Below are 26,539 nucleotides of genomic sequence, written 5' to 3'. Positions count from 1 at the left end.
GCCTCGGCTCAGTCGTGCCACCAGCGGGCCTTGTAGATCCACGCGCCGCGCAGCGTGAGCTCGTCGTGCGGCCGGTCGAGCCGCACCGTGTCGCCGCACCACGTGCACAGGTGGTCCTCCTGCGGGGCGACGGTGAGCACCTGGCCGGTCCTGGGATGGGTGGTCACGCTCTTCACGTGCTCGCGGCTGATCGCGCCCGCGCCGGGATAGTTCCGCGAGAACGTGCCCCGCGCCTTGTCGAAGAGCAGCACCTCGGACTCGGTGGTCACCCACAGCTGGTGCGGGCGACCCGGAACGGGCTGCAGGTCGTGCCCGCCCGTGCTGGGCAGCGGCACCACGCGCTCCGCCGTGAGCTCCGGTTCGGCCGGAGTGCCGCCGACGCGCAGGGCCACGAGGTCGTGGGTGCCGAGCGCCCAGAGCACGCCGCGCCGCTCGTCCCACACTGCGCCGTGCCCGCCCTCGAGCGGGTACTCGGCGTAGTGCGTGGAACGCGAGCCCTGTGAGGCCGTGTAGACGCGCAGCCAGCCGCCCGTGCTGGCGGCCACCGCCACGTTGCCGTCGGGCAGCAGCTCGATGCTGTGCGGGTTGTTCGCGCCGTCGACGTCGGCCGCCCAGTACGCGCCGGTGCCCTGCGGATAGGGCACCACGGCGGCGAACCCGCCGGAGGCGGTGGTCAGCAGATAACGCCGTCCGTCGCGTTCGGAGAGCTTGGCCTCGTCGGGATTGGTCCACGCGTCGGCGAGGTCGCCGAGGCCGTTGTCGTCGCCGGGCGCCCAGGACCAGCTGAACTCGCGTGCGGTCCAGGCGTCCTGGTCGGCGGGCAGCACCAGGATCCGCTTGGACGCCTGCTCGGTGAGCACGATCGAGCCGCTCGGGCGCCCGTGCTCAGGCGCAGCCGATGCGGCGGGCAGTGGCGCGGCCACGGCGAGGGCCGCGAGCACCGGTACGAGGGACGCTTTCCAGAGTCGTCGCATACCCGAAAGCCAATCGCGAACACCTGTCGTCGTGGTGACGCCAGGCTGAAAATCTGGCGATCAGCCGAGTTCGCGACGCACCGCGGACGCGAACCGCGCGGCGGAACCGGGGCCGGCCTGCCGGAACCCGAGGCTCGGCTCGGCCAGTTCGAGCTCCAGGATCGCGGGAGTGCCGCCGTCGGTGCGCACCACGTCGACGCGCGCGTACAGCAGCTCGGAGCGCCCGATGCCGAAGCGCGCGGCAGTCGCGTCGAGCACGTCCTCGGCCAGCGCGCGGTACGCGGCCTCGGGTTCGGCGAGACCGAGTTTCTCGGTGACGAACAGACCGGACTCGTCGTACTGCGCGCCGGTGAGCATCGCGCCCTTGGTGAAGGCGTGCGAGTACCCGCCGCCGAAGAACACCAGCGCAGTCTCGCCCTCGCGGTCGACGTCGTGCTGGTAGGGCTGCAGCAGCACGGAGTGACCCGCCTCGCGCAGTGAGCTCAGATGCGCCGTCGCCTCGGCCCGCTGCGCGGTTCCGAAGCGCGCGGCGCCGCGCGAGCCCGCGCCGACCGAGGGCTTCACCACGACGTCGCCGTCCGGCCAGTCCGGAGCGTCGCCGGGACCGAGCAGCTGCGTGGGCACGATGGGAATTCCCGCGCCGGCGAGGTCGAGCAGGTAGGCCTTGTCGGTGTTCCAGCGCACCACGTCGGCGGCGTTGCGCAGCGCGGCGACCGAGGCACACCAGTCGAGGAAGGCGTCGCGGCGCGCGGAGTAGTCCCAGGTGGCCCGCAGGATCACCAGGTCGGCGTCGGTGAAGTCCTCGCCGGGGTCGTCCCAGACGGCCCAGCGGGTGCCGACGCCGACGTCGGCCAGCGCCAGCTGGGCACCCGCCTCGTCACCATCGCCCTCGGGCAGTCGCGCGCAGCCGACGAGGATCGCGGTGCGGCTCACCGCCGGGCGCGGGGGCCTGCCATGCGGCGCCGGTGCTCGGCACCGATCGCCGTGGCGTTGACCGTCGCGGAGTCCCACGTGGCGGATTCGAGGTCCTCGACGGCCTCCACCAGTGCCTCGCCGGTCTCGGGACTCGGCACCACCACGTCGCCGAGCGCGCCGTCGGCACCGACGAGCACGACCCTGGCCCCGGCCCTGCCGATGCGCTCCACGACGCCCTTCGACGGCTTGCCGTGCTGCGCGACGAACGCGCGGGCGGCGGCCAGCTGGCGGGAGGTGGGGGCGGCGGGCGCCTCGGTCTGTTCGGTGCTCTCGGTGTCAGCCACGCCGCGAGTCTAGGCGGAGCTGATCGAGTGCGGCGTCCACCGCGCGCGCGAAGCGGCCGACGTCACCGGCGGCCAGCACGCCGATGCTGACCTCGTCGCCGTACTCGAGCACGGCGACGGCCGCGGGCGCGTCCGCCGGCAGCGCCGGGATCGCGACCACCGCGGCCACGGGAAGTCCGAGCACGAGCGAGGCCGCCTCCCCGCCGGAGCTCACCGTGACCGGCACGGACTCACCCGCCAGCGCGTCGGCGAGCCCGCCGGGCAGTCCCTCCGTCGGGACCTCGCGCTGGTCGAGCCGCACCGTCGCGAACCCGCCGGGAACGCCCGTCCAGTGCGCAGGCTCGCTCGCCCCGCCCGCCCACAGCGACGGGCCGCCCAGCACGTCGGTGGCCAGCGCCACGACCGACTCACCGGCCAGCACGGGATGCGCGAGCAGCACCACGGCGGCGACGTCGTCGCCGATGCCGGTCACCACGGCCAGCCGCCACAGCGGCCGGTCGCGCGGCAACGGTTCGGCGGCCAGCGCGGCGACCAGCCGGTGCAGCGCGGGCATCCCGCCCGGTGTGCCGTCGGGCCGCGACACGTCGAAGCTGCGCACGTGCCACGCCCAGTTCAGGTGGGCGTGCTCGGCCCAGTGCGGTGGGCGGGCCCGCCGGGGTGGCCGCTGCCGCAGCCGGGGCCACACCGGCAGCCGGGCGGCGAGCACGGACCGCGCCTGCTCGGGCGAGGGCACCCGGCCGCCGGAGGTGTCGAGCAGCACCAGGGCTCCCGTCGGCCGCGCACTCGCGGCGAGCAGGCGAGCCTCGTCCGGAGTCAGGCGATCGCACCGGCGTCTGCCGCCGCTGGTGAGGGCGATGCCCACCCACACCACGAGCACTCCGCCGACGGCGTCGAGCCAGTAGTGGTTGCCGGTCGCCACGATCACCACGAACGTCACCAGCACGTGCACGGCACTGACCACCTGCACCAGCAGTCCGCCGGAGATGCGCGCGAGCACCACCGACACCCACAGTGCCCAGGCGATGTGCAGCGACGGCATCGCGGCCAGCTGGTTGGCGTTGTCCACCATCGGCGAGCCCCACGAGCCCCACGTCTGCCCGACGCGGACCGTGTCGACGAACCCGGCGTCGGGCAGCATCCGCGGCGGAGCCACGGGATAGAGCCAGAACACGGCGAGTGCCACCAGGTTCAGCAACAGGAAGGAGTTGCGGACCCACGAATAGTGTTCGGGCCGCCGCGCGAAGACCCAGACGAGCAGCACGAGCGTCGTGACGATGTAGGTGAAGGCGTACTCGTAGTTCGCCACGACCATCAGCCAGCCCTGCTCGGCCAGCCACCGGTTCGCAGGCAGCTCGAAGTCCAGTCCCAGCAACCGTTCCAGCGCCAGGATCGCCTCGCCGTTCGCCAGTGCGCGGGCGAAGTTGGCCGGTAGCGGCAGGAACTTGATGATCAGGTAGACGCCGAACAGCCCGAGGCCGAACAGCAGCTCCAGCCACCACCGTGCTCGCCGGACCGTACCGACGGAACTACCGTCGGTCAGTCCTGTCCCGCGCGCACCGGTAGTGAGCACAACTCCGTATACCACGCCGGGGCGTGGCTGTGCGGATCACGACATTTCAGACCGCGGCGGGTCTGGCCGCCCAGCGCAGCGTGACGCCCGGAAGTCGTTGCAGCGCGCGCCAACCGTGCCCGGCACAGACCGCGATGGTCAGCGCCGTGAGCAACCCGCTCAGCACGCCGCGCGAGAACAGTCCCGCCTCGACGCTCCAGTGCAGGAAACCGACGGTCATCGCGGCGTCGATGAGCCGCGACGCGCCCCACAGCAGGGCGACGTTGACGAACACGCGGCGCACGGCCTTGTTGGCGAACAGCTCGGCAGGCAGGTGCACGAAGTCCTTCGCCAGCCGCGCCGTGATGGGTTTACCCAGCGCCGCGCTGCCCACGAAGAGCAAAAACATCAGCACCGAGCCCACCGCGGGCTGGATGACGTAGACCACGGCACTCGACGTGACGAGCGCGAACGCCGCTTTGCTCGCGAGCATGCCGGTACAGAGCAGCAGGGTGCGGGGAAGCTCCTTGCCGAGCGCGCGGCGGGTGGCGAGCACGACGGCACACCAGCCGAGCACCGCGGAGAGTGCGGCCACGAGGCCGACGTAGTGCAGCAGGAGCATGAGCAGCACGGTGGGGATGATCGCCGTCTCGAGCGCGATGACGAGCGCCCTGACGACGGTGCTGCGTAGATGGGGAACTTCAACTATGAGGTGATGTCGTTGGGGAGACGACGATCGATGGTGCACGGGTCAGGCCTCCATTTGCCTGGCTTACCCGGCCGCGACTACTGGGGGCAGGTGTCTGACCCGGAATGGGTGGCCCGAGCGGCGGCCGATTTAGCGACTTTACCCCGATCGGGGTAGATCCCGCGCGCCGTAGTGCGCGACGTCTCCTGCTGAACGGTCGGTGAGTGCGCGAGCCCCACCACGCCGATGATCAGCAACGATGCCGCCGCGGCGGACGCCGCGAGTGCCGCGGGCTGGGTGGATGGGGAGGCGTGGAAGGCCAGCAGACCGAGCGTGTAGCTCGCCGCCGGGTTGACGATGGACATCACGGCGATGGCCGCCGACAGCGACCCCGAGCCATACGCCTGCTGCCCCAGCAGCAGCCCGCACAGGGTCGACACGGCGAGCACGTAACCCGGCCAGTCGAGCGCGGTGGCGAGCACTCCGCCGTCGAGCAGGGAGTCGGCCGTCAGCTTCATCATCGCCGCGCTGATCGCGTAACAGATCCCGGCCGAGGCGGCGATAAGCGCGCCGTAGAGCAGCGGGCCGCCCCGCTGGGCGAGCTGCACCAGGGTCACCACGGTGGCCGCGGCGACGAGCACGGCGACGAACAGCCGGTCGCGGTCGGCGGAGCCGGCCAGCGGCGCGGCGCCCTCGACGGTGAGGATCAGCGCGACGCCCCCGGTGACGGCGAGAGCGGCGAGCCAGTCACGCAGCGTGGGCCAGCGCCGGATCGTGGCCGAGGCCATCGGCAGCGCGAACAGCAGCTGCGTCACCAGCAGTGGCTGGACGAGCGCGATGGAGCCGAGGTGCAGCGCGGCGGCCTGGGTGACGAAACCGAGGAGGTTGGTGGCCCAGCCGATCAGCCAGACCCGCTGAGTGAGCAGCCTGCGCACGAGCCACACGACGGGAATCTGGTGGCGGGCGGCGCGGTGCTCGGTGTCGCTGTCCGCGGCTCGCAGCACGGCGCGGCGTTGCAGCGCGGCCGACGCGGCGAAGAGGAACGCCGCGGTGAAGCCGAGGAAGACAGGCACCAACACGTCTAGTACCAGCGTTTCGGGCCGGGAAAGGATTCCGGCCGAGCCGACGGCGGTCCCCGGTTCAGCCGGTTCCCGAAGCGTACCGCCGCCCCCGTGCACGGCGCCGACCAGGAAGGGACGATCCTTCGAGCGGGAAGACGCGAGCGAACCGAGAACGGAGATTGGCATGCCCACGGCGATTCGGATTCGGCAGACCGGAGGTCCAGAGGTGCTGGAGCCCACCGAGGTCGAGGTGGGGCCGCCCGGGCCTCGGGAGGTTCTGGTCGACGTCGCCGCGGCCGGGGTGAACTACATCGACACCTACCAGCGCGCCGGGATCTATCCGATGGCGCTGCCGTACACGCCCGGCCTCGAGGGCGCGGGCACGGTGTCGGCGGTGGGCTCCGAGGTCGGCGAGGTCGCGGTGGGCGACCGCGTCGCCTGGCAGGGGCACCCCGGCGGCTACGCGCAGCAGGCGCTCGTGCCAGCCGACATCGCGGTGCCGGTGCCCGACGGCGTTGGCGACGAGGTCGCCGCCGCGACGGTGCTCCAGGGCATCACGGCGCACTACCTGCTGAACTCGACCTACGCGGTGAGCGAGGGCGACACGATCCTGGTGCACGCGGCCGCGGGCGGGGTGGGCCTGCTGCTCGTGCAGCTCGCGAAAGCGAAGGGCGCACGCGTGCTCGGCACGGTGTCGACGGAGGAGAAGGAGCGGCTGGCGCGCGAGGCGGGTGCCGACGAGGTGATCCGCTACACCGAGCGGGACTTCGCTGAGGAGGTCCGGCGGCTCACCGACGGTGAGGGTGTCGCCGTGGTCTACGACGGCGTCGGCGCGTCGACCTACGAGGGCAGCCTCGCGAGCCTGCGCAGGCGGGGACTGCTGGCGTTGTTCGGTGCGGCGAGCGGTCCGGTGCCCGCGATCGACCCGCAGCGCCTCAACGCGGGTGGCTCGCTGTTCCTCACGCGCCCGAAGACCGACGACCACGTGGTGACGCGCGCCGAGCTGGAGTGGCGGACGGGCGAGGTGTTCGGCGCCGTCGCCGACGGCACGCTCGACATCCGGATCGGCGCGAGGTACCCGCTCGCGCAGGCCCGCCAGGCGCACGAGGACCTGCAAGGCCGCCGCACCACCGGCAAGGTGCTGCTGCTGCCCTGACCCGGAGTGGGCCGCCCCTCGCACGGGGCGGCCCTCACGGGGTGGTTCAGCCGGCGGCGGTGACCGAGACGGCCTCGGCGACCACGACCAGGCTCTCGCCGGCCAGCGGGTTGCCGCTCTGCGCGCCGTAACCGAGGTCCGGCGGGAGCACGAAGAGCTTGCTGGCGCCCTGCGTGATGCCGGTCAGACCCTCGCTGAGGCCCTCGATGTCCTGCTGCTCGCCGAGCTGGACCGACACGGGCTGGCCCTGGGCGAAGGTGTTCTCGCCGACCTGGCCGTTGGACCACGCGACGACCTGGAGGTTCACCTCGACGGTGTCGCCGGGCCCGGCACCCTCGCCTGCGCCTTCCTGCAGGTCGCGCGAGACGACCTCGGCCGGGGCGGCGCAGTCCGTCGGGACCTCCACGCGCGGCTGCTCGCCCGCGGTGTCGACGGTGATGTCCTCGGCGGTGCACTCGGCGGCCGCCTGGCCGGAGGCCTGCGAGTCGTTCGCCGGGGCGGACTCGGACACGGACACCGGGGCCGGCGAGTGCGTCGGCTGCTCGCCGGGCTGCAGGTCGGTCGGCTCCTCACGGGACGGCGAGCACGCCGCGAGAGCCGTGGCGACGGCCGCCACGATCATGATCTTGCCAGCATTGCGCATGATGGACACCCTAGCTGGGCGCCTACCGGCCGTTTTCCGCGCCTGACAGGGCGCCCATCCGCGGTCCCGTGTGGACGATCCCGAGCCGTTTGGTGGCCCTCGTCAGCGCCACGTACAGATCGTTGAGGCCCCGGGCCGACTCGGCCACGACCTCGTCGGGAGCCACCACCACGACGGCGTCGAACTCGAGCCCCTTCGCGCGGTCGACCGTGAGCACCGACACTCTCGGGTTGTCGTCCTCGGCGGTGGTGCCACCCGCCCCGGCCAGCTCGGCCGACAGCGATCCCTCCAGGTCCGCGGGCACGAGCACGGCCACGGTGCCGCCCTCGACTCCGGCCAGCTCAACGTCCACAATGGAGCGAATCTCGCCCGCGACGTCCGCGCGCGGCACCGGGCGCTGCCAGGGCTGCTCCCCCGTCTCGCGCACCGACGTGGGCGCGCGCAGCTCCGGATCGATCTCGGCGAGCACGCCCGCGGCGAGGTTCATGATCTCGGCGGGTGTCCGGTAGTTCACCGTCAGCTCCCGCAGCCGCCAGCGGTCCGCGACGTAGCGGTCCAGCACACCGCCCCACGACGACGTGCCAGCGGGCGAGCCGGTCTGCGACACATCGCCCACGATCGTCATCGAGCGGCTCGGGCACCGGCGCATGAGGATGCGCCAGTCCATCTGCGAGAGCTCCTGTGCCTCGTCCACGATCACGTGGCCGAACGTCCACGTGCGGTCCTGCGCGGCCCGCTGCGCCGCCGTCAGCCCGCTCGCGGCGTCCTGCCGCTCGGCGAGCAGGTCGGCGTCGAGGACGTCGCTGACGCGGATGCGCTCCTCGTCGAAGATCTCCTCGTCCTGGTCCAGGATGTCGAGCACGCCCTCGGCGTAGGCCCGGTCCTCGCGCTCGCGCTGCGCGCGCCGCGCCCTGATCGCGGTGTCGTCCTCGCCGAGCAGCTCGGCCAGCTCGTCCAGCAGCGGGACGTCGGCCGGCGTCCACAGCGAGCCTGGCAGCCGCAGCAGCACGTCGCGCTCGTCGTCGGCGAGGTGCCCGCGGGTGGCGGAGTCCAGCCGCTCGGGCGACGTGAGCAGGTCGCTCAACAGCTCCTGTGGCGTGATCTTGGGCCACAACCCGTTCAACGCGGTGAGCACGGTGGGGTCCTCGGCCAGCTCCTGCCGGATGGTGGCGAGGTCACGTGCGTCGAGCAGGTCGCCGTCGTCGCTCTCGTCCTCGGCGAGCGGGATGTCGGGCACGTTGTCGAGCACCACCGACTCGAGCCGCTGCACCGACTGCTCGGCGAGCGCGTCGAGCAACCGGTCGAGGAACACCCTGCGCGCGAGGTTGTGCGGCTTGAGGGTGCCCCTGGCCTTCTCCCTCGCCCGCTCGCACACGCCTCGGTCGAGCGTGAGGACCTCGCCCTCGACGAGGATCTCCAGCGCCTCGTCCGGCACCGTCTGGCGGTCGCGCACGGCCGCGGTCAGCACGTCGACCATCGCGAGCCTGCCCTTGATCTCGGCGGCCTCCGGCGAGTCGGCGCCCGTGGCGGCGAGGCCGGGAAAGAGCTCGCCGACGGTCGAGAGGAGCACGCCCGTCTCGCCCAGCGACGGCAGCACCTGCCCGATGTAGCGCAGGAACGTGCTGTTGGGCCCGACCACGAGCACGCCGCGGGTGTCGAGCTGACGCCGGTAGGTGTAGAGCAGGAACGCCGCGCGGTGCAGCGCCACGGCGGTCTTGCCCGTCCCAGGCCCGCCCTGCACGACCATGACGCCGCTGAGGTCGGCGCGGATGATGCGGTCCTGTTCGGCCTGGATCGTGGCCACGATGTCGGACATCGCGCCCGTGCGCCGCTGCTCCAGTGCGGCGAGCAGGGCCGCCTCCCCCGCGAGTCCGAGGTGGTCGCTGCTCCCGGCGGAGCCGAGGTCGAGGATCTCGTCGTCGACGCCCACGACCCGGCGGGTGAGCGTGCGGATGTGGCGCCTGCGCTGCACGCCGTCGGGCGACGCGGCCGTCGCGAGGTAGAACGGCCGCGAGACGGGGGCGCGCCAGTCGATCAGCAGCGGCTTGTAGTCGTCGGACTCGTCGAAGAGGCCGAGCCTGCCGATGTAGATCGGCGAGTCGTCATCGTGCCCCTCGGAGAAGTCGAGCCTGCCGAAGCACAGGCCCTGCTCGACGGAGCTGAGCTGGGCGAGCCGGTCGCTGTGCGTCGCCGTCGCGGCCTCCCGCTCGGCCTGGGCCTGCGGCCCGCTGCCTCCCGAGCGCAGCGCCTCGGTCAGCCGCCGCTCGGCGAGCTCCCGCTCGGCGTCGAGCTTGCCGTAGAGCAGCGACACGTACTCCTGCTCGGCGGCGATCTCAGCGGACTTCCCGGCGCTGTCGGTGCCGTCGTTCGGGGACACGGACAAGTGCGGCCTGCTTTCGGATGGGGAATCGGTGGCCGAGTCATAACGAACACGGCCCGGGAAGAATTCCCCGCGACGCGATCCCGCGCGGAGCTCAGAAAGGCAGGCCGAGCACCGGCAGGCCGATGGCCGAGTCGACGGCCAGCGCGCAGAACACGATCATCAGGTACGTGTTGGACCGGTGGAACAGGGCCATCGGCTTGGTCTCCACGCCCCGCTGCACGGCCGCGTACAACCGGTGCGCGTAGAACAGGAACCAGGCACCGGCCACCGCGGCGAACGCGGCGTAGAGCCAGCTCGTCGCGGGCGCCAGCAGCAGCGTCCAGCCGACCATCACCCACGAGTAGATGACGATCTGCTTGGCGACGTGCTGCGGCGTGGCCACCACGGGCAGCATCGGGACGCCCGCGCGCTCGTAGTCCTCGCGGTACTTCATGGCCAGCGCCCAGGTGTGCGGCGGCGTCCAGAAGAAGATCACGCCGAACATCACGAACGCGGGCCAGGAGACGGTGCCCTCGACGGCGGCCCAGCCGATGACCACGGGCATGCAGCCCGCGGCGCCGCCCCACACGACGTTCTGCGGCGTGCGCCGCTTGAGCACGAGTGTGTAGACGAAGATGTAGAAGAGGATCGTGGCGATCGCGAGCAGCGCCGCCAGCAGGTTCACGGTGACGAAGAGGACCGCGAACGAGGCGACGCCGAGCGCGAGCCCGAAGACCAGCGCGCCGCGTCTGGGCACGGAGTCGCGCACCAGCGGACGCCGCTTGGTCCGGTTCATCACCTTGTCGATGTCGGCGTCGATCACGCAGTTCAGCGCGTTGGCGCTGCCCGCAGCCATCGTGCCGCCGAGCAGCGTGGCCAGCACCAGCCACGGCGACGGGATCTCCCTGCCCGCGAGGAACATCGCGGGAATGGTGGTCACGAGCAACAGCTCGATGACCCTCGGCTTGGCGAGGGCGGCGTACGCGCCGACGACCTGCCGGACACCTCGCCGGCCACCGGAAGGGGACTCACCGGTGGGATGCACGGCGCTGGTGTTGTCACTGCGGCCGTGCGCAGCGTGCACCAACGACATCTCGCTCCCTGCGTCAGATCGGGGTTGGCATCGGGTCGCGGTCGGCGACCCAGCTGCCGTGACAGATCGTAGTAGAAGCCGTTTCGAGGCTCGGACCGGCATCGCGCGGAGGAGACGTGGATCGCACCGGGCTCCGCCCGTTGGTGGCCCCGCGAGCGCACCGGGTACCTACTAGGCTGGCGCCCGTCGGCCCCGGAATACGCGCCACCTCGAACGATCGGCGGTCCATCCGTTCCTGATCGATTAAGATAGGTGGCGGCCGGGCCACCGGGTAACCACGAAGAGCCACCACGTGACATCGACTCAGGAGCCAGTTCAGTGTCGGAAAACGTCGAGAACAACCCCCTGCTGCGCCGGAACTACCCCGCGGACTGGACCGAACTGGACACCCGAGCGGTGGACACGGCTCGGGTGCTGGCCGCCGACGCCGTCGAGAACTGCGGCAGTGGTCACCCGGGCACCGCGATGAGCCTGGCGCCGGTGGCCTACTCGCTCTACCAGCGCGTCATGCGCCACGACCCCACCGACCCGGAGTGGCCCGCGCGCGACCGGTTCGTCCTCTCGGCCGGCCACAGCAGCCTCACGCTCTACATCCAGCTCTTCCTCGCGGGCTACGGCCTCGAGATGGCCGACCTCGAGCAGCTGCGCAAGTGGGACTCGAAGACCCCGGGCCACCCGGAGTACCGGCACACCGCGGGCGTGGAGACCACCACCGGCCCGCTCGGCCAGGGCCTGGCCAACGCCGTCGGCATGGCCATGGCCGCCCGCCGTGAGCGCGGCCTGCTCGACCCCGACGCCCCGCAGGGCGAGAGCCTGTTCGACCACCACGTCTACGTGATCGCCTCCGACGGCGACATCGAGGAGGGCGTCACGTCCGAGGCCTCCTCGATCGCGGGCCGCCAGGAGCTCGGCAACCTCGTGGTGATCTACGACGACAACAAGATCTCCATCGAGGACGACACCAACATCGCGCTGTCCGAGGACACCGCGAAGCGCTACGAGTCCTACGGCTGGCACGTCCAGGTCGTGGACGGCGGCGAGGACGTCGTCGCGTTCGAGCAGGCCATCGAGGCCGCCAAGGCCGAGACCTCGCGCCCGTCGTTCATCCTGCTGCGCACCGTGATCGGCTACCCGGCGCCGGAGAAGATGGGCACCGGCAAGGCCCACGGCGCCGCGCTGGGCGCCGACGAGGTCGCCGCCGTCAAGAAGATCCTGGGCTTCGACCCGGAGCAGAACTTCCACATCGACGACGAGGTCCTCGCCCACACGCGCCAGGCCCTCGAGCGCGGCAAGGCCGAGCACGCGACGTGGCAGGAGCTGTGGAACGCCTGGGCCCAGGCCAACCCGGAGCGCAAGGAGCTGGCCGACCGGCTGCGCACGCGTTCCCTGCCCCAGGGCTGGGAAACGAAGCTGCCCAGCTGGGAGCCCGACGCGAAGGGCGTCGCCACCCGCAAGGCCTCCGGTGAGGTGCTCTCGGCCGTCGCCGACGCGCTGCCGGAGCTGTGGGGCGGTTCGGCCGACCTCGCCGAGAGCAACAACACCACCATGAAGGGCGCCGACTCGTTCGGTCCCGTCAGCGCCTCCACCGACATGTGGAAGGCCAACCCGTACGGCCGCACGCTGCACTTCGGTGTCCGCGAGCACGCGATGGGCTCGATCCTCAACGGCATCGCGCTGCACGGCGGCACCCGGCCCTACGGCGCCACCTTCCTGATCTTCAGCGACTACATGCGGCCCGCGGTGCGGCTCGCCGCGCTGATGAAGGCGCCCGTCACCTACGTGTGGACGCACGACTCCATCGGGCTCGGCGAGGACGGCCCGACCCACCAGCCGATCGAGCAGCTCTCCGCGCTGCGCGCCATCCCCGGCCTCAACGTGGTGAGGCCCGCCGACGCCAACGAGACCGTCGCCGCGTGGAAGGCCGTGCTCGAGGACAACGACACCCCGTCCGGCCTGGCGCTGACCCGGCAGAACGTGCCGGTGCTCGAGGGCACCAGCACCGAGGGCGTCGCCAAGGGCGGCTACGTGCTCGCCGAGGCCTCCAACGGCACTCCCGAGGTCGTGCTCATCGCCACCGGTTCCGAGGTACAGCTGGCCGTGGAGGCCAGGAAGACCCTCGAGGCCGAGGGCGTTGCCACCAGTGTGGTGTCCATGCCCTGCGTCGAGTGGTTCGACGCACAGGACCAGAGCTACCGCGACGCGGTGATCCCGCCGACCGTCAAGGCCCGCGTCGCCGTCGAGGCCGGCATCGCGCAGCCGTGGTACCGCTTCGTCGGCGACGGCGGCGAGATCGTGTCCATCGAGCACTTCGGCGCCTCGGCGGACTTCAAGACCCTGTTCCAGGAGTTCGGCATCACGGCCGACGCCGTGGTCGACGCCGCCCGCCGCTCACTGCAGAAGAACTCCTGACTCGGAAACTCCCGACTATCAAAGGGGATCACGTCATGAGCAACACCGACCGGCTGGCCGAGCTCTCGCAGGCAGGCGTGTCGATCTGGCTCGACGACCTGTCGAGGGAGCGCCTGAACTCCGGCAACCTCGCCGGGCTCATCCGCGACCAGCACGTCGTGGGGGTCACCACCAACCCGACGATCTTCGCGGGCGCGCTGTCCGACGGCGAGGCCTACGACGAGCAGGTTCGTGAGCTGGCGGCGCGCGGCGCGGACCTCAGCGCCGTCGTGCGCGAGCTGACCACCACCGACGTGCGCAACGCCGCGGATCTCTTCCGCGACGTCTACTCCGCCACCAACGGCGTCGACGGCCGCGTGTCCATCGAGGTCGACCCGGGCCTCGCCCGCGACACGGACAAGACGGTCGCCGAGGCGCAGGACCTGTGGAAGACGGTGGACCGCCCCAACGTCCTGGTGAAGATCCCCGCCACCGAGCAGGGTCTTCCCGCGATCACGCGGACACTGGCCGAGGGCATCAGCGTCAACGTCACGCTGATCTTCTCGGTCGAGCGCTACCAGGCGGTGATCGAGGCCTACTTCGCCGGCCTGGAGCAGGCCAAGGCCAACGGCCACGACCTCACCGACATCCAGTCCGTGGCGTCGTTCTTCGTGTCCAGGGTGGACGCCGAGGTCGACAAGCGCCTCGAGACCATCGGCACCGACGAGGCGCTGGCGCTGCGCGGTGAGGCCGCCATCGCCAACGCCCGCCTGGCCTACGCCGCCTACGAGGAGCTGTTCGCCTCGCAGCGGTGGACCGCGCTCAAGGCCGAGGGCGCCAACCCGCAACGTCCACTGTGGGCCTCGACCGGGGTGAAGAACCCGGACTACTCCGACACCCGCTACGTCGACCAGCTCGTCGTCGCAGGCACGGTCAACACGATGCCGGAGAAGACGCTGTTCGCCGCGGCCGACCACGCCGAGATCGTGGGCGACAAGGTGAGCGGCACCGGCGCGGGGGCGCAGGAGGTCTTCGACAAGCTGGCCGCGGCCGGCGTCGACATCGCCGACGTGTTCCTCACGCTGGAGAACGAGGGCGTGGAGAAGTTCGACAAGTCCTGGGCCGAGCTGCTGGACACCGTCACCGGCCAGCTCGACAAGGCGAAGGGCTGATCGGGCGATGGCTGGGGAGCAGACTTCGGTCACGATCGAAGACGCCGCGCTCGACACGGCGGCCTCCGCACTGATCGACGAGCTCGTCGCCGGCTCGGTGGCGAGCAAGCTCGGTGCGCAGGACCCCACGTTGTGGGGAGCCGACGCGGAGTCCGAGGCCGCCATCCGGCTGTCGTGGACCACGTTGCACAAGAGTTCGCGTCCGCTGATCGGTGAGATCGAGGCTCTGCGCACCGACCTGCGCTCGGAGGGCATCGACCGCATCGTGCTCGCGGGCATGGGCGGCTCGTCGCTGGCTCCTGAGGTGATCACCGGCACCGAGAGCGTCGCGCTCACGGTGCTGGACACCACCGACCCCGGCCAGGTCGCCGACGCGCTCGCGGGCGACCTGGAGCGCACCGTGCTCGTGGTGTCGTCCAAGTCGGGCACCACGGTGGAGACCGACAGCCACCGGCGGATCTTCGCGAAGGCCTTCGCCGACGCGGGAATCGACGCGGCCAGCCGGATCGTCGTGGTCACCGACCCGGGGTCGCCGCTGGCGGAGCTGGGTGAGTCGGAGGGCTACCGCAAGGTGTTCCTCGCCGACCCGAACGTCGGCGGCCGCTACTCGGCGCTGACCGCGTTCGGGCTCGTCCCGGCCGGTCTCGCCGGCGCGGACGTGGCCCGCCTGCTCGACCAGGCCGCGGTCGTGGCCGACTCGCTCACCGCCGACTCGGTGGAGAACCCGGCGCTGCGGCTGGCCGCGGCGCTCGGGGCGGCGCACGCCGGTGGCGCCGAGAAGGTGGTGCTGGCCGACACCGGCTCCGGCATCGCGGGTCTTGGCGACTGGGCGGAGCAGCTGATCGCCGAGTCCACCGGCAAGCACGGCATCGGCCTGCTGCCCGTGGTCGTCGAGGACAGCGCCGCGCCGGGGTTCCGGGACGCGGGCGCGGACGCGACGCCCGTCGCGGTCGGCCCGGCCGACTTCGGCGCCAAGATCGCGGTCACCGGCCCGCTCGGCGCGCAGTTCCTGCTGTGGGAGTCGGCGGTGGCCATCGCGGGCAGGCTGCTCGGGATCGACCCGTTCAACCAGCCCGACGTCGAGGCCGCGAAGAAGGCCGCGAGGTCACTGCTGGACGACCCGGCGGCACTGAGCGGTTCCGCCGAGCCCTCCGCGGTCATCGGCGCGGTGGAGGTCTTCGCGGGAGCGGGCACGACTGCCGAGGGGGCACTGGCCGATGTGCTGAGGGAGTTCCTCGGCACGGCACCTGAGCACGGCTACCTGGCCGTGCAGGCCTACCTCGACCGCCTCGACGACGCCTCGGCGGCGCTGTTGCGGCCCGAGCTGGCCAAGCGGGCGGGGCTGGAGACCACCTTCGGCTGGGGTCCCCGGTTCCTGCACTCGACCGGCCAGTACCACAAGGGCGGACATCCGAACGGCATCTTCCTGCAGATCACCGGCACCCCGGAGCACGACCTCGAGGTGCCGGAGCGGCCCTACACGCTCGGTCAGCTGCAGCGGGCCCAGGCGCTCGGCGACGGCCAGGTACTCGCCGACGCGGGCAGGCCCGTGCTGCGGCTGCACCTCACCGACCGGGCCGCGGGACTGTCGGAGCTGATGCGCGCAGTACAGGAGCTCACTTCATGAAACGTGGGTGGAACAACCCGCTGCGCGACCCCCGGGACAAGCGGTTGCCGAGGATCGCCGGGCCGTCGAGCCTGGTGATCTTCGGCGTCACGGGGGATCTCTCGCGCAAGAAGCTCATGCCGGCCATCTACGACCTCGCGCACCGGGGCCTGCTGCCCGCGGGCTTCTCGCTCGTCGGGTTCGCGCGCCGCGACTGGGAACACCAGGACTTCGGCGAGCTCGTGCACGACTCGGTGGCAGAGCACGCCAGGACGCCGTTTCGCGAGTCGGTCTGGAACCGGCTCTCCGAGGGCATCCGGTTCGTGCAGGGCACCTTCGACGACGACGACGCGTTCGACCGGCTGGCGCAGACGGTCCGCGAGCTGGACGAAGAGCGGGGCACCGGCGGCAACACCGCGTTCTACCTGTCGATCCCGCCGAGCGCCTTCCCCACGGTCACCAAGCAGCTCGCGCGCAGCGGGCTCGCGGAGTCCAGCGAGGACGTGTGGCGCCGGGTCGTCATCGAGAAGCCGTTCGGGCACGACCTGCGCAGCGCGCAGGAGCTCAACACGGTCCTCAACGACGTCTTCCCCGAGGAGTCGGTGTTCCGCATCGACCACTACCTCGGCAAGGAGACGGTGCAGAACATCCTGGCGCTGCGCTTCGCCAACCAGATGTTCGAGCCGATCTGGAACGCCAACTACGTCGACCACGTGCAGATCACGATGGCCGAGGACATCGGTCTCGGCGGCAGGGCCGGTTACTACGACGGCATCGGGGCCGCGCGTGACGTGATCCAGAACCACCTGCTGCAGCTGCTGGCGCTCACGGCGATGGAGGAGCCCGTCTCCTTCCACCCGAGGGCGCTGCGGTCCGAGAAGGTCAAGGTGCTCAGCGCCACCAAGCCGGTGGGCCCGTTCGACGAGACCACCGCGCGCGGCCAGTACGCGGGCGGCTGGCAGGGCGGCATGAAGGTGCCAGGGCTGCTGCAGGAGGGCGGCTTCTCGAAGGAGTCCATCACCGAGACCTACGCCGCGGTGACGCTGGAGGTGCAGAACCGCCGCTGGGCGGGGGTGCCGTTCTACCTGCGCACCGGCAAGCGGCTGGGCAGGCGGGTCACCGAGGTGGCCGTGGTGTTCAAGCGGGCGCCGCACCTTCCGTTCGACTCCACCTCCACCGAGGAGCTGGGCGAGAACGCGCTGGTGATCCGCGTGCAGCCGGACGAGGGCATCACGATGCGCTTCGGCTCCAAGGTGCCCGGCACCACGATGGAGGTCCGGGACGTCACGATGGACTTCGGCTACGGCCATGCGTTCACCGAGTCCTCCCCCGAGGCCTACGAGCGCCTGATCCTCGACGTGCTGCTGGGCGAGCCCTCGCTGTTCCCCGTGAACGAAGAGGTGGAGCTGTCCTGGCAGATCCTCGACCCGGTGCTGGAGCACTGGGCCAAGAGAGGCGCCCCGGAGCCGTACCAGCCGGGTTCGTGGGGTCCGCCGTCGGCGGAGGAGATGCTGGAGCGCACGGGCAGGCACTGGAGGCGGCCGTGATCCACACTCGCGAAGCCACTGAGCACGGGCGCCGACCGGGTGCGGGTGCCCCGCAGAAACACTGGAGGCGGCCGTGATCATCGATTTGCCATCGACCACCACCTCGCAGCTGAACAAGAAGCTGGTCGAGCTGCGCGAGCGCGGTGGCGCGATCGCGCTCGGCCGGGTGCTGACGCTGGTGATCGTCGCTGAGGACGACGCGGAGCTCGAGGAGGCCATCGACGCGGCCAACGAGGCGAGCCGCGAGCACCCGTCGCGGGTGATCGTGCTGGCCAAGGGAGCCCGTACGGCGGCGGCGCGCATCGACGGTCAGATCCGGGTCGGCGGAGACGCCGGCGCGAGCGAGGTGATCGTGCTGCGGCTCTACGGCGCCCTGGCGAACCAGGGCCAGAGCGCGGTGGTGCCGCTGCTGCTGCCGGACGCCCCGATCGTCGCGTGGTGGCCCGGCGGTGGCCCGAAGGCTCCCGCCGGCGACCCGATCGGCGAGCTGGCGCAGCGCCGGATCACCGACTCGGCGGCGGAGAAGAACCCCATCAGGGCGCTGACGACGCGGGCGAAGTCCTACGTCGACGGCGACACCGACCTGGCCTGGACGCGCCTGACCAACTGGCGCGCGCAGCTGGTGTCGGCCCTGGACCTGCCGCCGTACGAGCGCGTCACGTCGGCGACGGTGACCGGCGAGGCCGACTCGCCGTCGACGGAGCTGCTCGCGGGCTGGCTCGCGGAGTACCTGCGAGTGCCGGTGAAGCGGGTGAAGACGTCGAGCGCGCAGGGCATCGTGTCGGTCTCGCTGGAGCGGCCGTCCGGCTCGATCGAGATCTACCGGCCGGACGGCAGGACGGGCACGCTGACCCAGCCCGGCCAGCCGACGCGGCGGATCGGGTTGCACCGGCGCGACAACCGGGACTGCCTGATCGAGGAGCTGCGCAGGCTGGACTCGGACGAGGTCTACGAGGCGTCGCTGCACGGGCTCGGCAAGCTCGCGGCGGCCCGCAAGAAGACCGCCCCGGCCAGGTCCGCGGCCTCGAAGTCCACGCCGAAGGCCAAGGCATGAGCCCGGCGCCCGAGGCGGTCGTGTACGCCAGCCCCGACCTGCTCGCGGCGGCGTGCGCGGCCCGGCTGGTGACCAAGATCGTGGACACGCAGGCGGCGAAGGGCTCGGCCTCGGTGGTGCTCACCGGCGGCGGCACGGGCATCGCGATCCTGGAGCAGCTGCGGACCTCCCCCGCCAGGGACGCGATCGACTGGTCGCGGCTCGACCTGTACTGGGGCGACGAGCGGTTCGTGCCCGCCGACGACCCTGAGCGCAACGAGAAGCAGGCCCGGGAGGCGTTGCTGGACCACGTGCCGGTCGACCCGGCCAGGGTCCACGCGATGGCGGCCTCGGACGGCGAGTTCGGCGACGATCCCGACGCCGCGGCGGCGGCCTACGCCGAGGTGCTGGCCGCGAACGCGGCGCCGGAGGACCACGGCGACGTGCCGACGTTCGACGTCATGCTGCTGGGCCTCGGCGGCGAGGGGCACACGGCGTCGATCTTCCCGGAGTCGCCCGCGGCGTACGAGAACGAGCGGTCGGTGGTCGCCGTGCGCAACTGCCCGAAGCCACCGCCGACGCGAGTCTCGCTGACCTTCCGCGCGATCCGCAGCGCGGCCGAGGTGTGGCTGGTGACGACGGGTGAGGCCAAGGCCGACGCCGTGGCGCTCGCGATGTCGGGCGCGGGCGAGGTGCAGCTGCCGGTGGCCGGTGCGCGCGGCAGGCGCCGCACGCTGTGGCTGCTCGACACGACCGCGGCGAGCAAGCTCGGCGACGTCCCGGTGTCTCCGCGCGTGTAGTCCATTACTCACTGAGAAATAGGCCACCCTGACCACGTCAGGGTGGCCTATTTGCAGGTGGGGCCGAACTCGGACGAGTTAGTTCCATACGCACCGCGTTAGCATCCGCACACTTTTTCACCGATACGCGTCCCGATCGGGCATTTGTGACCTCTCATTGTCGAGTCCACGAGACGAGAGGTCCAAGCCATGACCACAGAGGGAATGACCATCCCCGGGGTTTCGGTCGGCGGCCCAGGCGCGGGGGCCGCCGACCGCACGCGGTCGCGCGGGACGACCACGACGCCTCGATCTGCGACGACGTCACTGTCAGCGCTGTGGCACAGCAGGCGCCTGCGCAAGGCGGGCGTCGACGTGGCCGTCGTCCTCATCGCGGTGCTCGACGTCTGGCTCGTGATCCCCGAGGGCGCGGAGACGTACTCGGTCTGGCTCTCGGCGGCGAGTTGTGTCGCGCTCATCGCGCGCCGCTGGCTGCCGTTCACGGTCGTACTGCTGACCTTCCCCGGCTTCATCGCCGGCTGGGCGCAGGTGGCGGCGATGATCGCGCTGGGCTATCTGGCGACCCGCAAGCAGATGCACTGGCAGGTCTGGGTGGGCACGGGCCTGGTGTTCGTGGCCCGGTTCTTCCTGTGGCCGCTGTCGGAGTTCACCGCGCTGACGTGGCGCGAGCACGCCCTCGCGGTGATCTACGGCGTCGTGGTGGCCGGGATGCCGGTGGCGATCGGGCTGCTCATCGGTGCGAGGCAGGAGCTGGCGGCCAGACTGGCCGAGCTCGCCGCGAGCCGCGACCGGGAACGCAGGCTCTACGCCGAGACGGTGCGCGCCGACGAACGGGCGCGCCTGGCCAGGGAGATGCACGACGTCGTGTCGCACGACATCACGCTCATCGCGATGCAGGCCGGGGTCCTGTCAGCGGCGAACACGAGCGGCGAGGCGCAGCAGACGGCCCGCAACATCCGGCAGCTCTCGACCCGCACGCTGGAGGAGCTGCGCGCGCTCGTGGGCGTGCTGCGCTCCGGCTCGGAGGACGACGGCCCACAGCACGACCTGGCGGACCTGTCCGACCTGATCCGCGACGCGGACGTGCCGGTGCAGCTGGCCGTGGAGCGAGTGCCCGACGACCTGCCGCCGAAGGTGTCGGCCGCGGCGTTTCGCACCGTGCAGGAGAGCCTGACCAACGTCCGCAAGCACGCACCGGGAGCCACGGCGTTCGTCCGGCTGGCAGGCGACCGGGACGGACTGTCCATCGAGGTGCGCAACGACCGGCCCGACCGGTCGGCCTGCGCGCTCGCCGAGTTCCCCTCCGGCGGCTACGGGCTCACTGGCCTCGCCGAGCGCGCCCGGTTGCTCGGCGGCACCTTCGAGACCACGCCGACCGCCGACGGCGGATGGCGCGTGGCGGCAAGGTACCCCGTCGCGGGCTGACCTGGACAAACCCGGACACGACAACGGCCACCGGGCCGCCGCGAAGGCGACCGGGTGGCCGTTGTCGTCGAACCGGTGACTCAGATCTGGCGGCGCTGACGCAGCCGCTCGAGCGCCTCGGCGAGGATCGCCTCACCGTCGGCGTCGCTGCGACGCTCCTTCACGTACGCCAGGTGAGTCTTGTACGGCTCCGTTCGCGGAGCCCTGGGCGGGTTCTGCTCGTCCTGTCCGCCCGGCAACCCGCAGCGTGGGCAGTCCCACTCCTCGGGAACGTCGGCTTCCATCGAGAAGGAAGGCCGGGACTCGTGCCCGTTGGCACACCAGTACGACATCCGGCGCCGGGGAGCGGTCTCGCCACGCTCCGATTCCCCGGTCGGACCCGCACCGACTCTTGTGCCGCGAATCGCGTTACCGCCAACCATGCTTCCTCACACCCACCAGTAAGTTGGCGCGCCCCGCCAGGCACGCCGATGCCGATCAGATCTTCAGCAACAGACCGAGACCGATGACGGAGATGATCCATACGGCGCCGAGACCGAGCGTGATGCGGTCGAGGTTCTTCTCGGCCACGCTCGACCCGGCCAGGCTCGACTGCATACCGCCACCGAACAGGGACGACAGCCCTCCGCCGCGGCCACGGTGCAGCAGCACCGCACCGATCAGCAGCACGCTGGTCGCGATCAACAGGATCTGCAGGAAAAGCTTCATGTCATCCTCTGTGTACTGCGGGTGGCGGGGGTACCCAGGGTAGCGGGTACCCGCTGAGATCAGGGTAGAGGGCCTCCGGCGGCGAGAGCGCAGAGTTTTGTGAACTCCTCGCCGTCGAGGCTGGCGCCGCCCACGAGCGCGCCGTCGACATTCTCGCACTTGATCAGCTCGGCGATGTTGCCCGATTTCACCGAGCCGCCGTACAGCACGCGAACCTGCTCCGCGACCTCGGCGCCGTACTTCTCGGTGAGCGCGGAGCGCAGCGCCGCGCACACCTCCTCGGCGTCGGCCGGGGTCGCGACCCTGCCGGTGCCGATCGCCCACACCGGCTCGTAGGCGATCACGGTGTTGCTCACCTGCTCGGCCTTGAGGCCCTTGAGCCCGGCGAGAAGCTGAGCGGTGGTGTGCGCGATGTGCTCGCCTGCCTCGCGCACGTCCAGCTGCTCACCCACGCACAGGATCGGCGAGACGCCGTGCTTGAGGGCCGCGCGGACCTTCTTGTTCACGACCTCGTCGGTCTCGGCGTGGTAGTCACGGCGCTCGGAGTGACCGACGGCGACGTAGGTGCAGCCGAGCTTGGCGAGCATCGGCCCCGACACGTCTCCGGTGAAGGCGCCCGAGTCCTGCGGCGCCACGTCCTGCGCGCCGTAGGTGAGCAGGAGCTTGTCGCCGTCGACCAGCGTCTGCACGCTGCGGATGTCGGTGAACGGCGGCAGCACCGTGACGTCGACCTTGGCGTAGTACTTCTCCGGCAGCGAGAAGGCGATCTTCTGCACCAGTGCGATGGCCTCGAGGTGGTTGAGGTTCATCTTCCAGTTGCCGGCGATCAGCGGTTTGCGCGCCATCAGGCTCCTTCGCTCAGGACCGCCACGCCGGGCAGTTCCTTGCCTTCGAGGTACTCCAGCGACGCGCCGCCGCCGGTGGAAATGTGCGAGAAACCGTCCTCGGGCAGGCCGAGCAGGCGCACCGCGGCGGCCGAGTCGCCACCGCCGACGACGCTGAACGCCGCCGAGTCGGCGATGGCCTGCGCGACACCGCGCGTGCCCTCCGCGAACGGCGCCAGCTCGAACACGCCCATCGGGCCGTTCCAGAAGACCGTCTGCGCGTCGGCGAGGGCCGCGCCGAAGATCCGGGCCGTCTCCGGGCCGATGTCGAGGCCCATCCAGCCGTCCTCGATCTCGGTGGCGGCCACCGTGCGGGTGTTCGCGTCGGCGGCGAACTTGTCCGCCGCCACGACGTCCACCGGCAGCAGCAGCTTGTCGCCCGCCTCGGCGAGCAGCCGCTTGCAGGTGTCGACCATGTCGCTCTCGAGCAGTGAGCTGCCGACGCCGTGGCCCTGGGCGGCGAGGAACGTGAAGCACATGCCCCCGCCCACCAGCAGCCGGTCGACCTTCGGCAGCAGCGCCTCGATGACGGCGAGTTTGTCGGAGACCTTGGAACCGCCGAGCACGACGGCGTAGGGCCGCCGCGGCTCGGTGGTCAGCTTCGCCAGCACCTCGACCTCGGCCAGCACGAGCCCGCCCGCGTAGGCGGGCAGTACGCGGGCGATGTCGTAGACCGACGCCTGCTTGCGGTGCACGACTCCGAAGCCGTCGGAGACGAACGCGGCGCCGGGCACGAGCCCGGCGAGCTCGCGGGCCAGCGCGGCCCGCTCGCTCTCGTCCTTGCTCGTCTCGCGCGCGTCGAAGCGCACGTTCTCCAGCAGCGCGACCTGGCCGTCGGCGAGCGCGCCGGTGACGGCCGCGGCCTGCTCACCGACGACGTCACCGGCCAGCGCCACGTCCGCGCCGAGCAGCTCACCGAGCCGCGCGGCGACGGGACGCAGCGAGTACTTCTCGTCGGGCGCGCCCTTGGGCCTGCCCAGGTGCGCGGTGACGACCACCTTCGCGCCGGCGTCGGCCAGGCGCTTGATGGTCGGCAGGGCCGCGCGCACGCGGCCGTCGTCGGTGATGGTGGCGCCGTCGAGCGGCACGTTCAGGTCCGACCGGACCAGCACGTACCGCCCGGAGACACCCTCGCCCAGCAGGTCGTCGAGTGACGTGAGGGCCATCGGTCAGGACAGCTTGGAGCCGACGAGCTTCACCAGGTCCGCGAGGCGGTTGGAGTAGCCCCACTCGTTGTCGTACCAGCCGACGACCTTGACCTGGTTGCCGATGACCTTGGTCAGCGGCGCGTCGTAGATGCACGACGCCGGGTCGGTGACGATGTCAGAGGAGACGATCGGCTCGTCGCTGTAGCGCAGGACGCCCTGCAGCGGGCCCTCGGCCGCGGCCTTGTAGGCGGCGTTGATCTCGTCGAGCGTGGCGGCCTTCGAGAGCGTGACGGTGAGGTCGGTGGTGGAGCCGGTCGGCACCGGGACGCGCAGCGCGTAGCCGTCGAGCTTGCCGTTGAGCTCCGGCAGGACCAGGCCGATCGCCTTGGCGGCGCCGGTGGAGGTCGGCACGATGTTCAGGGCGGCGGCGCGGGCGCGGCGCATGTCCTTGTGCGGGGCGTCCTGCAGGTTCTGGTCCTGCGTGTACGCGTGGATCGTGGTCATCAGGCCCTGCTCGATGCCGAAGCTCTCGTGCAGCACCTTGGCCAGCGGACCGAGGCAGTTGGTGGTGCAGGACGCGTTGGAGATGATCGTCTGCGAGCCGTCGTAGGCCTGGTCGTTGACGCCCAGCACGACGGTGAGGTCCTCGCCCTTGGCGGGCGCCGAGATGATGACCTTCTTCGCGCCACCGGCGATGTGGGCCTTGGCCGCGTCGGCGTTGGTGAAGAACCCGGTGGACTCCACGACGACGTCCACGCCGAGGTCGCCCCAGGGCAGGTTGGCCGGGTCCCGCTCGGCGAGCGCCTTGATGGTCTTGCCGCCGACGACGATGCCCTCGTCGGAGACGCTGACCTCCTCGGGGTACCGGCCGAGGATGCTGTCGTACTTGAGCAGGTGGGCCATCGTGGCGACGTCACCCAGGTCGTTGAACGCGACGACCTCGATGTCGTGGCCGCTGGCCTGCACCGCGCGGAAGAAGTTGCGGCCGATGCGGCCGAAGCCGTTGACGCCTACGCGAACCGTCACTGCTCTTCTCTCCTCAAGGTTCGACCCGGCCGGAACCGGGCTACACATCTTCGGGTTCACCCGCCACCCTAGCGTGCTGGCCAGGGCGTACCCGAATCCCCCGCGCGAGACGTCCCCCACCTCGACGCATTCAGGGAATCGATCAAGATGAGAGCTCTTTCTCGACCGGAGTGCGGAAGCGCGGGACCACCCTCACGGGGCCGAGCCAGGCCGTCAGCCGGGCCGCCTCGGCGTCGATCGCGGCACTCGCCCCGGCGCCCGGATCCGCCAGCAGCCGCACCACGACCTCGCCGTCGGGACGCTGAGCCCAGCCGCCGACGACGCGGCCGTCGCTCCACACCGTGGGGCCGATGTTGCCGGTGCGGTCGAACAGCGCCGCGCGGTGCTCGCCGACGAACCAGCCGCGTTCGGCCCAGCCCATCGCGGTGGGGTCGAGCGCGGGCAGCAGCGCGACCCACGGCTCCGGCTCGGGCACGTCCTCGGCGTCGTCGGCGAGCAGGACACCCGGGATGCCGTCGAGGTCCACGGTCTCGGTGTCGAGCGCGGCCAGCGCCTTCCTGGCCTGACCCGCCGTCCAGCCCGTCCACCACACGAGGTCGCTGACCTGCCCTGGCCCGTACGCGGCGAGCCAGCGGCGCGCGAGCTCCACCCGCGCCGCCTCGGGGCCGGGCCCGGCGAGGCCACCGGGCAGCCAGTCCCCCGCCGGCGCCCACTCGTACTGCTGCGACAGCCACGTGCCGCGTGGCCGGCCGCGCACGATCCGCCCGCTCACCGCGAGCAGGAACAGCACGCGGTTGGTGATGTAGCCGCGCGCCTCGTACGGCTTGCCCGCCGCCATGACGATCTCGGTGCGCAGCCTCGGCTCGTCGGCTGCGAGCTGCTGCGCGTGTGCCGATCCCCTGGCCCGCAACGCGCGCAGCGTGCCGTCCTCGACGTCGCGCAGCCACGCGTCGAGGCCGTCGATTCCCGTCTGCTCCAGGTGCTGCAGCAGCAGGCGCCGCTGCTTGCGCTCGATGTCGGCCGCGCAGCCGTCCTGCACCAGCGGGGCGACGTCGGTGGGCACGACGAACATCGTGCGCCGCATGCCCAGCATCCGCACCAGCGTGCGCCGTTCGTAGAGCGCACTCTCGAGCCCGGACACACTCGGCTCCGTCGTCCTCGCCGCCGCCGCGAGGTACACGCTCGCCGGATCGGTCGCGTGCAGCGCGAGCAGGCTCTCGGCGACCTCCTCCGGCGTTTCCGCCCTGGCCTCGTACGCGAGGCGGTGCCGGATGCCCAGCCTGGCCCGCCGCTGCGCGACGCTCATCGTTCGTGCCACCGGAAATTCGTACCACCGCGCACCGACATCGGCCGTAGCCTTCTCGCATGGTCACCACGAGCCAGCTGGCCGCGTTCGCCGCGCTGACGTTCCTCATGGTCGTCGTTCCGGGGCCGAGTGTGCTGTTCACGATCAGCCGCGCCCTCACGGTCGGGCGCCGCGACGCGCTGCTCACCGTGCTCGGCAACGCCGTGGGCGTCTACGCGCAGGTGGTGGCCGTGGCGTTCGGCCTCGGCACGCTCGTGGAGAGCTCGGCGATCGCGTTCACGATCGTCAAGCTCGCGGGCGCCGCCTATCTCGTCTACCTCGGCGTGCAGGCGTGGCGGCACCGGCGCACGCTCGCGGACGTGTTCCGCGCGGGCGTCGCCGCCACGCGCGGGCACACGCTGCGGGTGTTGCGCGACGGGTTCGTGGTGGGCTTCGCCAACCCGAAGTCCATCGTGTTCCTCGCCGCCGTGCTGCCCCAGTTCGTCAACCACGGCTCGGGATCGGTGCCCCTGCAGATCCTGGTGCTCGGCATCGTGCTGCCGGTGATCGCGCTGCTGTCGGACAGCGCGTGGGCGTTCGTCGCGGGCACGGCGCGCGACTGGTTCGCTCGCTCCCCGCGCAGGCTCGAACTCGTCGGCGGCACTGGCGGCCTGACGATGATCGGCCTCGGCGCGACACTGGCCTTCACCGGCCGCAAGGACTAGCGCGGGT

24 protein-coding genes are annotated in these 26,539 nt (G+C 71.5%); 9 read left to right on the top strand and 15 right to left on the bottom strand.

Annotated elements, in window-relative coordinates:
* Positions 1–8: 8 nt before the first annotated feature.
* Genes JHE00_RS28060 through JHE00_RS28035 form a run of 6 tightly spaced genes read right to left on the bottom strand, consistent with a single transcriptional unit; the run spans position 9 to position 5,549 of the window.
* Complete coding sequence (locus tag JHE00_RS28060; RefSeq protein WP_200323801.1) at positions 9–974, bottom strand: DUF6528 family protein; 966 nt, start codon at positions 972–974, stop codon at positions 9–11.
* Between the two features lie 60 nt (positions 975–1,034).
* Positions 1,035–1,907, bottom strand: coding sequence for an ATP-grasp domain-containing protein (locus tag JHE00_RS28055; RefSeq protein ID WP_200323799.1), 873 nt, complete (start codon positions 1,905–1,907; stop codon positions 1,035–1,037).
* Positions 1,904–2,233, bottom strand: a complete 330-nt coding sequence (locus tag JHE00_RS28050) for a hypothetical protein (protein ID WP_200323797.1) — start codon at positions 2,231–2,233, stop codon at positions 1,904–1,906. The genes JHE00_RS28055 and JHE00_RS28050 overlap by 4 nt, the downstream gene beginning before the upstream one ends.
* On the bottom strand, positions 2,226–3,803 hold the full coding sequence (locus tag JHE00_RS28045; RefSeq protein ID WP_307832148.1) for a phosphatase PAP2 family protein: 1,578 nt from the start codon (positions 3,801–3,803) through the stop codon (positions 2,226–2,228). The genes JHE00_RS28050 and JHE00_RS28045 overlap by 8 nt, the downstream gene beginning before the upstream one ends.
* A 46-nt stretch (positions 3,804–3,849) precedes the next feature.
* Positions 3,850–4,530 carry a DUF3159 domain-containing protein gene (locus tag JHE00_RS28040; RefSeq protein WP_200323795.1) on the bottom strand — a complete coding sequence of 227 codons (681 nt, stop codon included), beginning with the start codon at positions 4,528–4,530 and terminating at the stop codon, positions 3,850–3,852.
* Positions 4,531–4,568: 38 nt separating this feature from the next.
* Positions 4,569–5,549 carry a DMT family transporter gene (locus tag JHE00_RS28035; protein ID WP_200323793.1) on the bottom strand — a complete coding sequence of 327 codons (981 nt, stop codon included), beginning with the start codon at positions 5,547–5,549 and terminating at the stop codon, positions 4,569–4,571.
* A gap of 166 nt (positions 5,550–5,715) precedes the next feature.
* On the opposite strand from JHE00_RS28035, the gene JHE00_RS28030 reads away from it, so the two are divergent.
* A complete protein-coding gene (locus JHE00_RS28030) occupies positions 5,716–6,687 on the top strand; it encodes a quinone oxidoreductase family protein (protein ID WP_200323791.1) in 972 nt (323 codons plus the stop codon).
* 46 nt (positions 6,688–6,733) lie between these two features.
* Here JHE00_RS28030 and JHE00_RS28025 read toward each other — a convergent pair whose 3' ends face one another.
* The 3 genes from JHE00_RS28025 to JHE00_RS28015 form a co-directional block, all read right to left on the bottom strand.
* A complete protein-coding gene (locus JHE00_RS28025) occupies positions 6,734–7,330 on the bottom strand; it encodes an FKBP-type peptidyl-prolyl cis-trans isomerase (protein WP_200323789.1) in 597 nt (198 codons plus the stop codon).
* 22 nt (positions 7,331–7,352) lie between these two features.
* Positions 7,353–9,713, bottom strand: coding sequence for an ATP-binding domain-containing protein (locus JHE00_RS28020; RefSeq protein WP_200323786.1), 2,361 nt, complete (start codon positions 9,711–9,713; stop codon positions 7,353–7,355).
* Positions 9,714–9,804: 91 nt separating this feature from the next.
* The gene (locus JHE00_RS28015; protein WP_200323784.1) at positions 9,805–10,785 is read right to left on the bottom strand and encodes a heme o synthase; all 981 of its coding nucleotides are present in this window, start codon (positions 10,783–10,785) and stop codon (positions 9,805–9,807) included.
* A 318-nt stretch (positions 10,786–11,103) separates the two neighbouring features.
* Here JHE00_RS28015 and tkt point away from each other — a divergent pair, with 318 nt between their 5' ends.
* The 7 genes from tkt (at position 11,104) to JHE00_RS27980 (ending at position 20,756) form a co-directional block, all read left to right on the top strand.
* Positions 11,104–13,194: a transketolase gene (tkt, locus tag JHE00_RS28010; RefSeq protein ID WP_200323783.1), complete on the top strand. Its 2,091-nt coding sequence runs from the start codon at positions 11,104–11,106 to the stop codon at positions 13,192–13,194.
* 35 nt (positions 13,195–13,229) lie between these two features.
* Entirely contained in the window at positions 13,230–14,345 is a 1,116-nt protein-coding gene (gene tal / locus JHE00_RS28005; protein ID WP_200323781.1) for a transaldolase, read from the top strand.
* 7 nt (positions 14,346–14,352) lie between these two features.
* Complete coding sequence (locus tag JHE00_RS28000) at positions 14,353–15,972, top strand: phosphoglucose isomerase-related protein (RefSeq protein ID WP_200323779.1); 1,620 nt, start codon at positions 14,353–14,355, stop codon at positions 15,970–15,972.
* A complete protein-coding gene (zwf, locus tag JHE00_RS27995; RefSeq protein ID WP_200323777.1) occupies positions 15,969–17,498 on the top strand; it encodes a glucose-6-phosphate dehydrogenase in 1,530 nt (509 codons plus the stop codon). Before JHE00_RS28000 ends, zwf begins: the two co-directional genes overlap by 4 nt.
* A gap of 73 nt (positions 17,499–17,571) precedes the next feature.
* Positions 17,572–18,552, top strand: coding sequence for a glucose-6-phosphate dehydrogenase assembly protein OpcA (locus JHE00_RS27990; protein ID WP_200323775.1), 981 nt, complete (start codon positions 17,572–17,574; stop codon positions 18,550–18,552).
* Positions 18,549–19,331 (top strand): 6-phosphogluconolactonase, encoded by a 783-nt coding sequence (gene pgl, locus JHE00_RS27985; protein WP_200323773.1) that lies wholly within the window; start codon positions 18,549–18,551, stop codon positions 19,329–19,331. Before JHE00_RS27990 ends, pgl begins: the two co-directional genes overlap by 4 nt.
* Before the next feature lie 189 nt (positions 19,332–19,520).
* Positions 19,521–20,756: an ATP-binding protein gene (locus JHE00_RS27980; protein WP_200323771.1), complete on the top strand. Its 1,236-nt coding sequence runs from the start codon at positions 19,521–19,523 to the stop codon at positions 20,754–20,756.
* 80 nt (positions 20,757–20,836) lie between these two features.
* Here the strand turns inward: JHE00_RS27980 and JHE00_RS27975 are convergent, their stop codons facing one another.
* The 6 genes from JHE00_RS27975 to JHE00_RS27950 form a co-directional block, all read right to left on the bottom strand.
* Positions 20,837–21,178: an RNA polymerase-binding protein RbpA gene (locus JHE00_RS27975; protein ID WP_200323769.1), complete on the bottom strand. Its 342-nt coding sequence runs from the start codon at positions 21,176–21,178 to the stop codon at positions 20,837–20,839.
* 55 nt (positions 21,179–21,233) lie between these two features.
* Positions 21,234–21,464, bottom strand: coding sequence for a preprotein translocase subunit SecG (gene secG / locus JHE00_RS27970; RefSeq protein ID WP_200323767.1), 231 nt, complete (start codon positions 21,462–21,464; stop codon positions 21,234–21,236).
* Between the two features lie 59 nt (positions 21,465–21,523).
* Positions 21,524–22,309, bottom strand: a complete 786-nt coding sequence (gene tpiA, locus JHE00_RS27965; RefSeq protein ID WP_200323765.1) for a triose-phosphate isomerase — start codon at positions 22,307–22,309, stop codon at positions 21,524–21,526.
* The gene (locus JHE00_RS27960; RefSeq protein ID WP_200323763.1) at positions 22,309–23,514 is read right to left on the bottom strand and encodes a phosphoglycerate kinase; all 1,206 of its coding nucleotides are present in this window, start codon (positions 23,512–23,514) and stop codon (positions 22,309–22,311) included. The genes tpiA and JHE00_RS27960 overlap by 1 nt, the downstream gene beginning before the upstream one ends.
* 3 nt (positions 23,515–23,517) lie before the next feature.
* Positions 23,518–24,522: a type I glyceraldehyde-3-phosphate dehydrogenase gene (gene gap, locus JHE00_RS27955; protein WP_200323761.1), complete on the bottom strand. Its 1,005-nt coding sequence runs from the start codon at positions 24,520–24,522 to the stop codon at positions 23,518–23,520.
* Between the two features lie 142 nt (positions 24,523–24,664).
* On the bottom strand, positions 24,665–25,840 hold the full coding sequence (locus tag JHE00_RS27950) for a winged helix DNA-binding domain-containing protein (protein ID WP_200323751.1): 1,176 nt from the start codon (positions 25,838–25,840) through the stop codon (positions 24,665–24,667).
* A 47-nt stretch (positions 25,841–25,887) separates the two neighbouring features.
* On the opposite strand from JHE00_RS27950, the gene JHE00_RS27945 reads away from it, so the two are divergent.
* Entirely contained in the window at positions 25,888–26,532 is a 645-nt protein-coding gene (locus tag JHE00_RS27945) for a LysE family translocator (RefSeq protein WP_200323749.1), read from the top strand.
* Positions 26,533–26,539 lie beyond the last annotated feature (7 nt).

It is taken from the genome of Prauserella cavernicola (assembly GCF_016595675.1).
Taxonomy (GTDB): Bacteria; Actinomycetota; Actinomycetes; order Mycobacteriales; family Pseudonocardiaceae; genus Prauserella_A; species Prauserella_A cavernicola.
Note: the sequence above shows the minus strand (reverse complement) of the source record. Positions and strands in the feature narration are given on the sequence as shown.

What these genes read in the sequence shown, in the direction of transcription:
- JHE00_RS28060 (WP_200323801.1), bottom strand. Translation starts at nt 974, where the DNA reads ATGCGACGACTCTGGAAAGCGTCCCTCGTACCGGTGCTCGCGGCCCTC.
- JHE00_RS28030 (WP_200323791.1), top strand. Translation starts at nt 5,716, where the DNA reads ATGCCCACGGCGATTCGGATTCGGCAGACCGGAGGTCCAGAGGTGCTG.
- JHE00_RS28025 (WP_200323789.1), bottom strand. Translation starts at nt 7,330, where the DNA reads ATGCGCAATGCTGGCAAGATCATGATCGTGGCGGCCGTCGCCACGGCT.
- JHE00_RS28015 (WP_200323784.1), bottom strand. Translation starts at nt 10,785, where the DNA reads ATGTCGTTGGTGCACGCTGCGCACGGCCGCAGTGACAACACCAGCGCC.
- tal (WP_200323781.1), top strand. Translation starts at nt 13,230, where the DNA reads ATGAGCAACACCGACCGGCTGGCCGAGCTCTCGCAGGCAGGCGTGTCG.
- JHE00_RS28000 (WP_200323779.1), top strand. Translation starts at nt 14,353, where the DNA reads ATGGCTGGGGAGCAGACTTCGGTCACGATCGAAGACGCCGCGCTCGAC.
- zwf (WP_200323777.1), top strand. Translation starts at nt 15,969, where the DNA reads ATGAAACGTGGGTGGAACAACCCGCTGCGCGACCCCCGGGACAAGCGG.
- pgl (WP_200323773.1), top strand. Translation starts at nt 18,549, where the DNA reads ATGAGCCCGGCGCCCGAGGCGGTCGTGTACGCCAGCCCCGACCTGCTC.
- JHE00_RS27980 (WP_200323771.1), top strand. Translation starts at nt 19,521, where the DNA reads ATGACCACAGAGGGAATGACCATCCCCGGGGTTTCGGTCGGCGGCCCA.
- JHE00_RS27975 (WP_200323769.1), bottom strand. Translation starts at nt 21,178, where the DNA reads ATGGTTGGCGGTAACGCGATTCGCGGCACAAGAGTCGGTGCGGGTCCG.
- secG (WP_200323767.1), bottom strand. Translation starts at nt 21,464, where the DNA reads ATGAAGCTTTTCCTGCAGATCCTGTTGATCGCGACCAGCGTGCTGCTG.
- tpiA (WP_200323765.1), bottom strand. Translation starts at nt 22,309, where the DNA reads ATGGCGCGCAAACCGCTGATCGCCGGCAACTGGAAGATGAACCTCAAC.
- JHE00_RS27960 (WP_200323763.1), bottom strand. Translation starts at nt 23,514, where the DNA reads ATGGCCCTCACGTCACTCGACGACCTGCTGGGCGAGGGTGTCTCCGGG.
- JHE00_RS27945 (WP_200323749.1), top strand. Translation starts at nt 25,888, where the DNA reads ATGGTCACCACGAGCCAGCTGGCCGCGTTCGCCGCGCTGACGTTCCTC.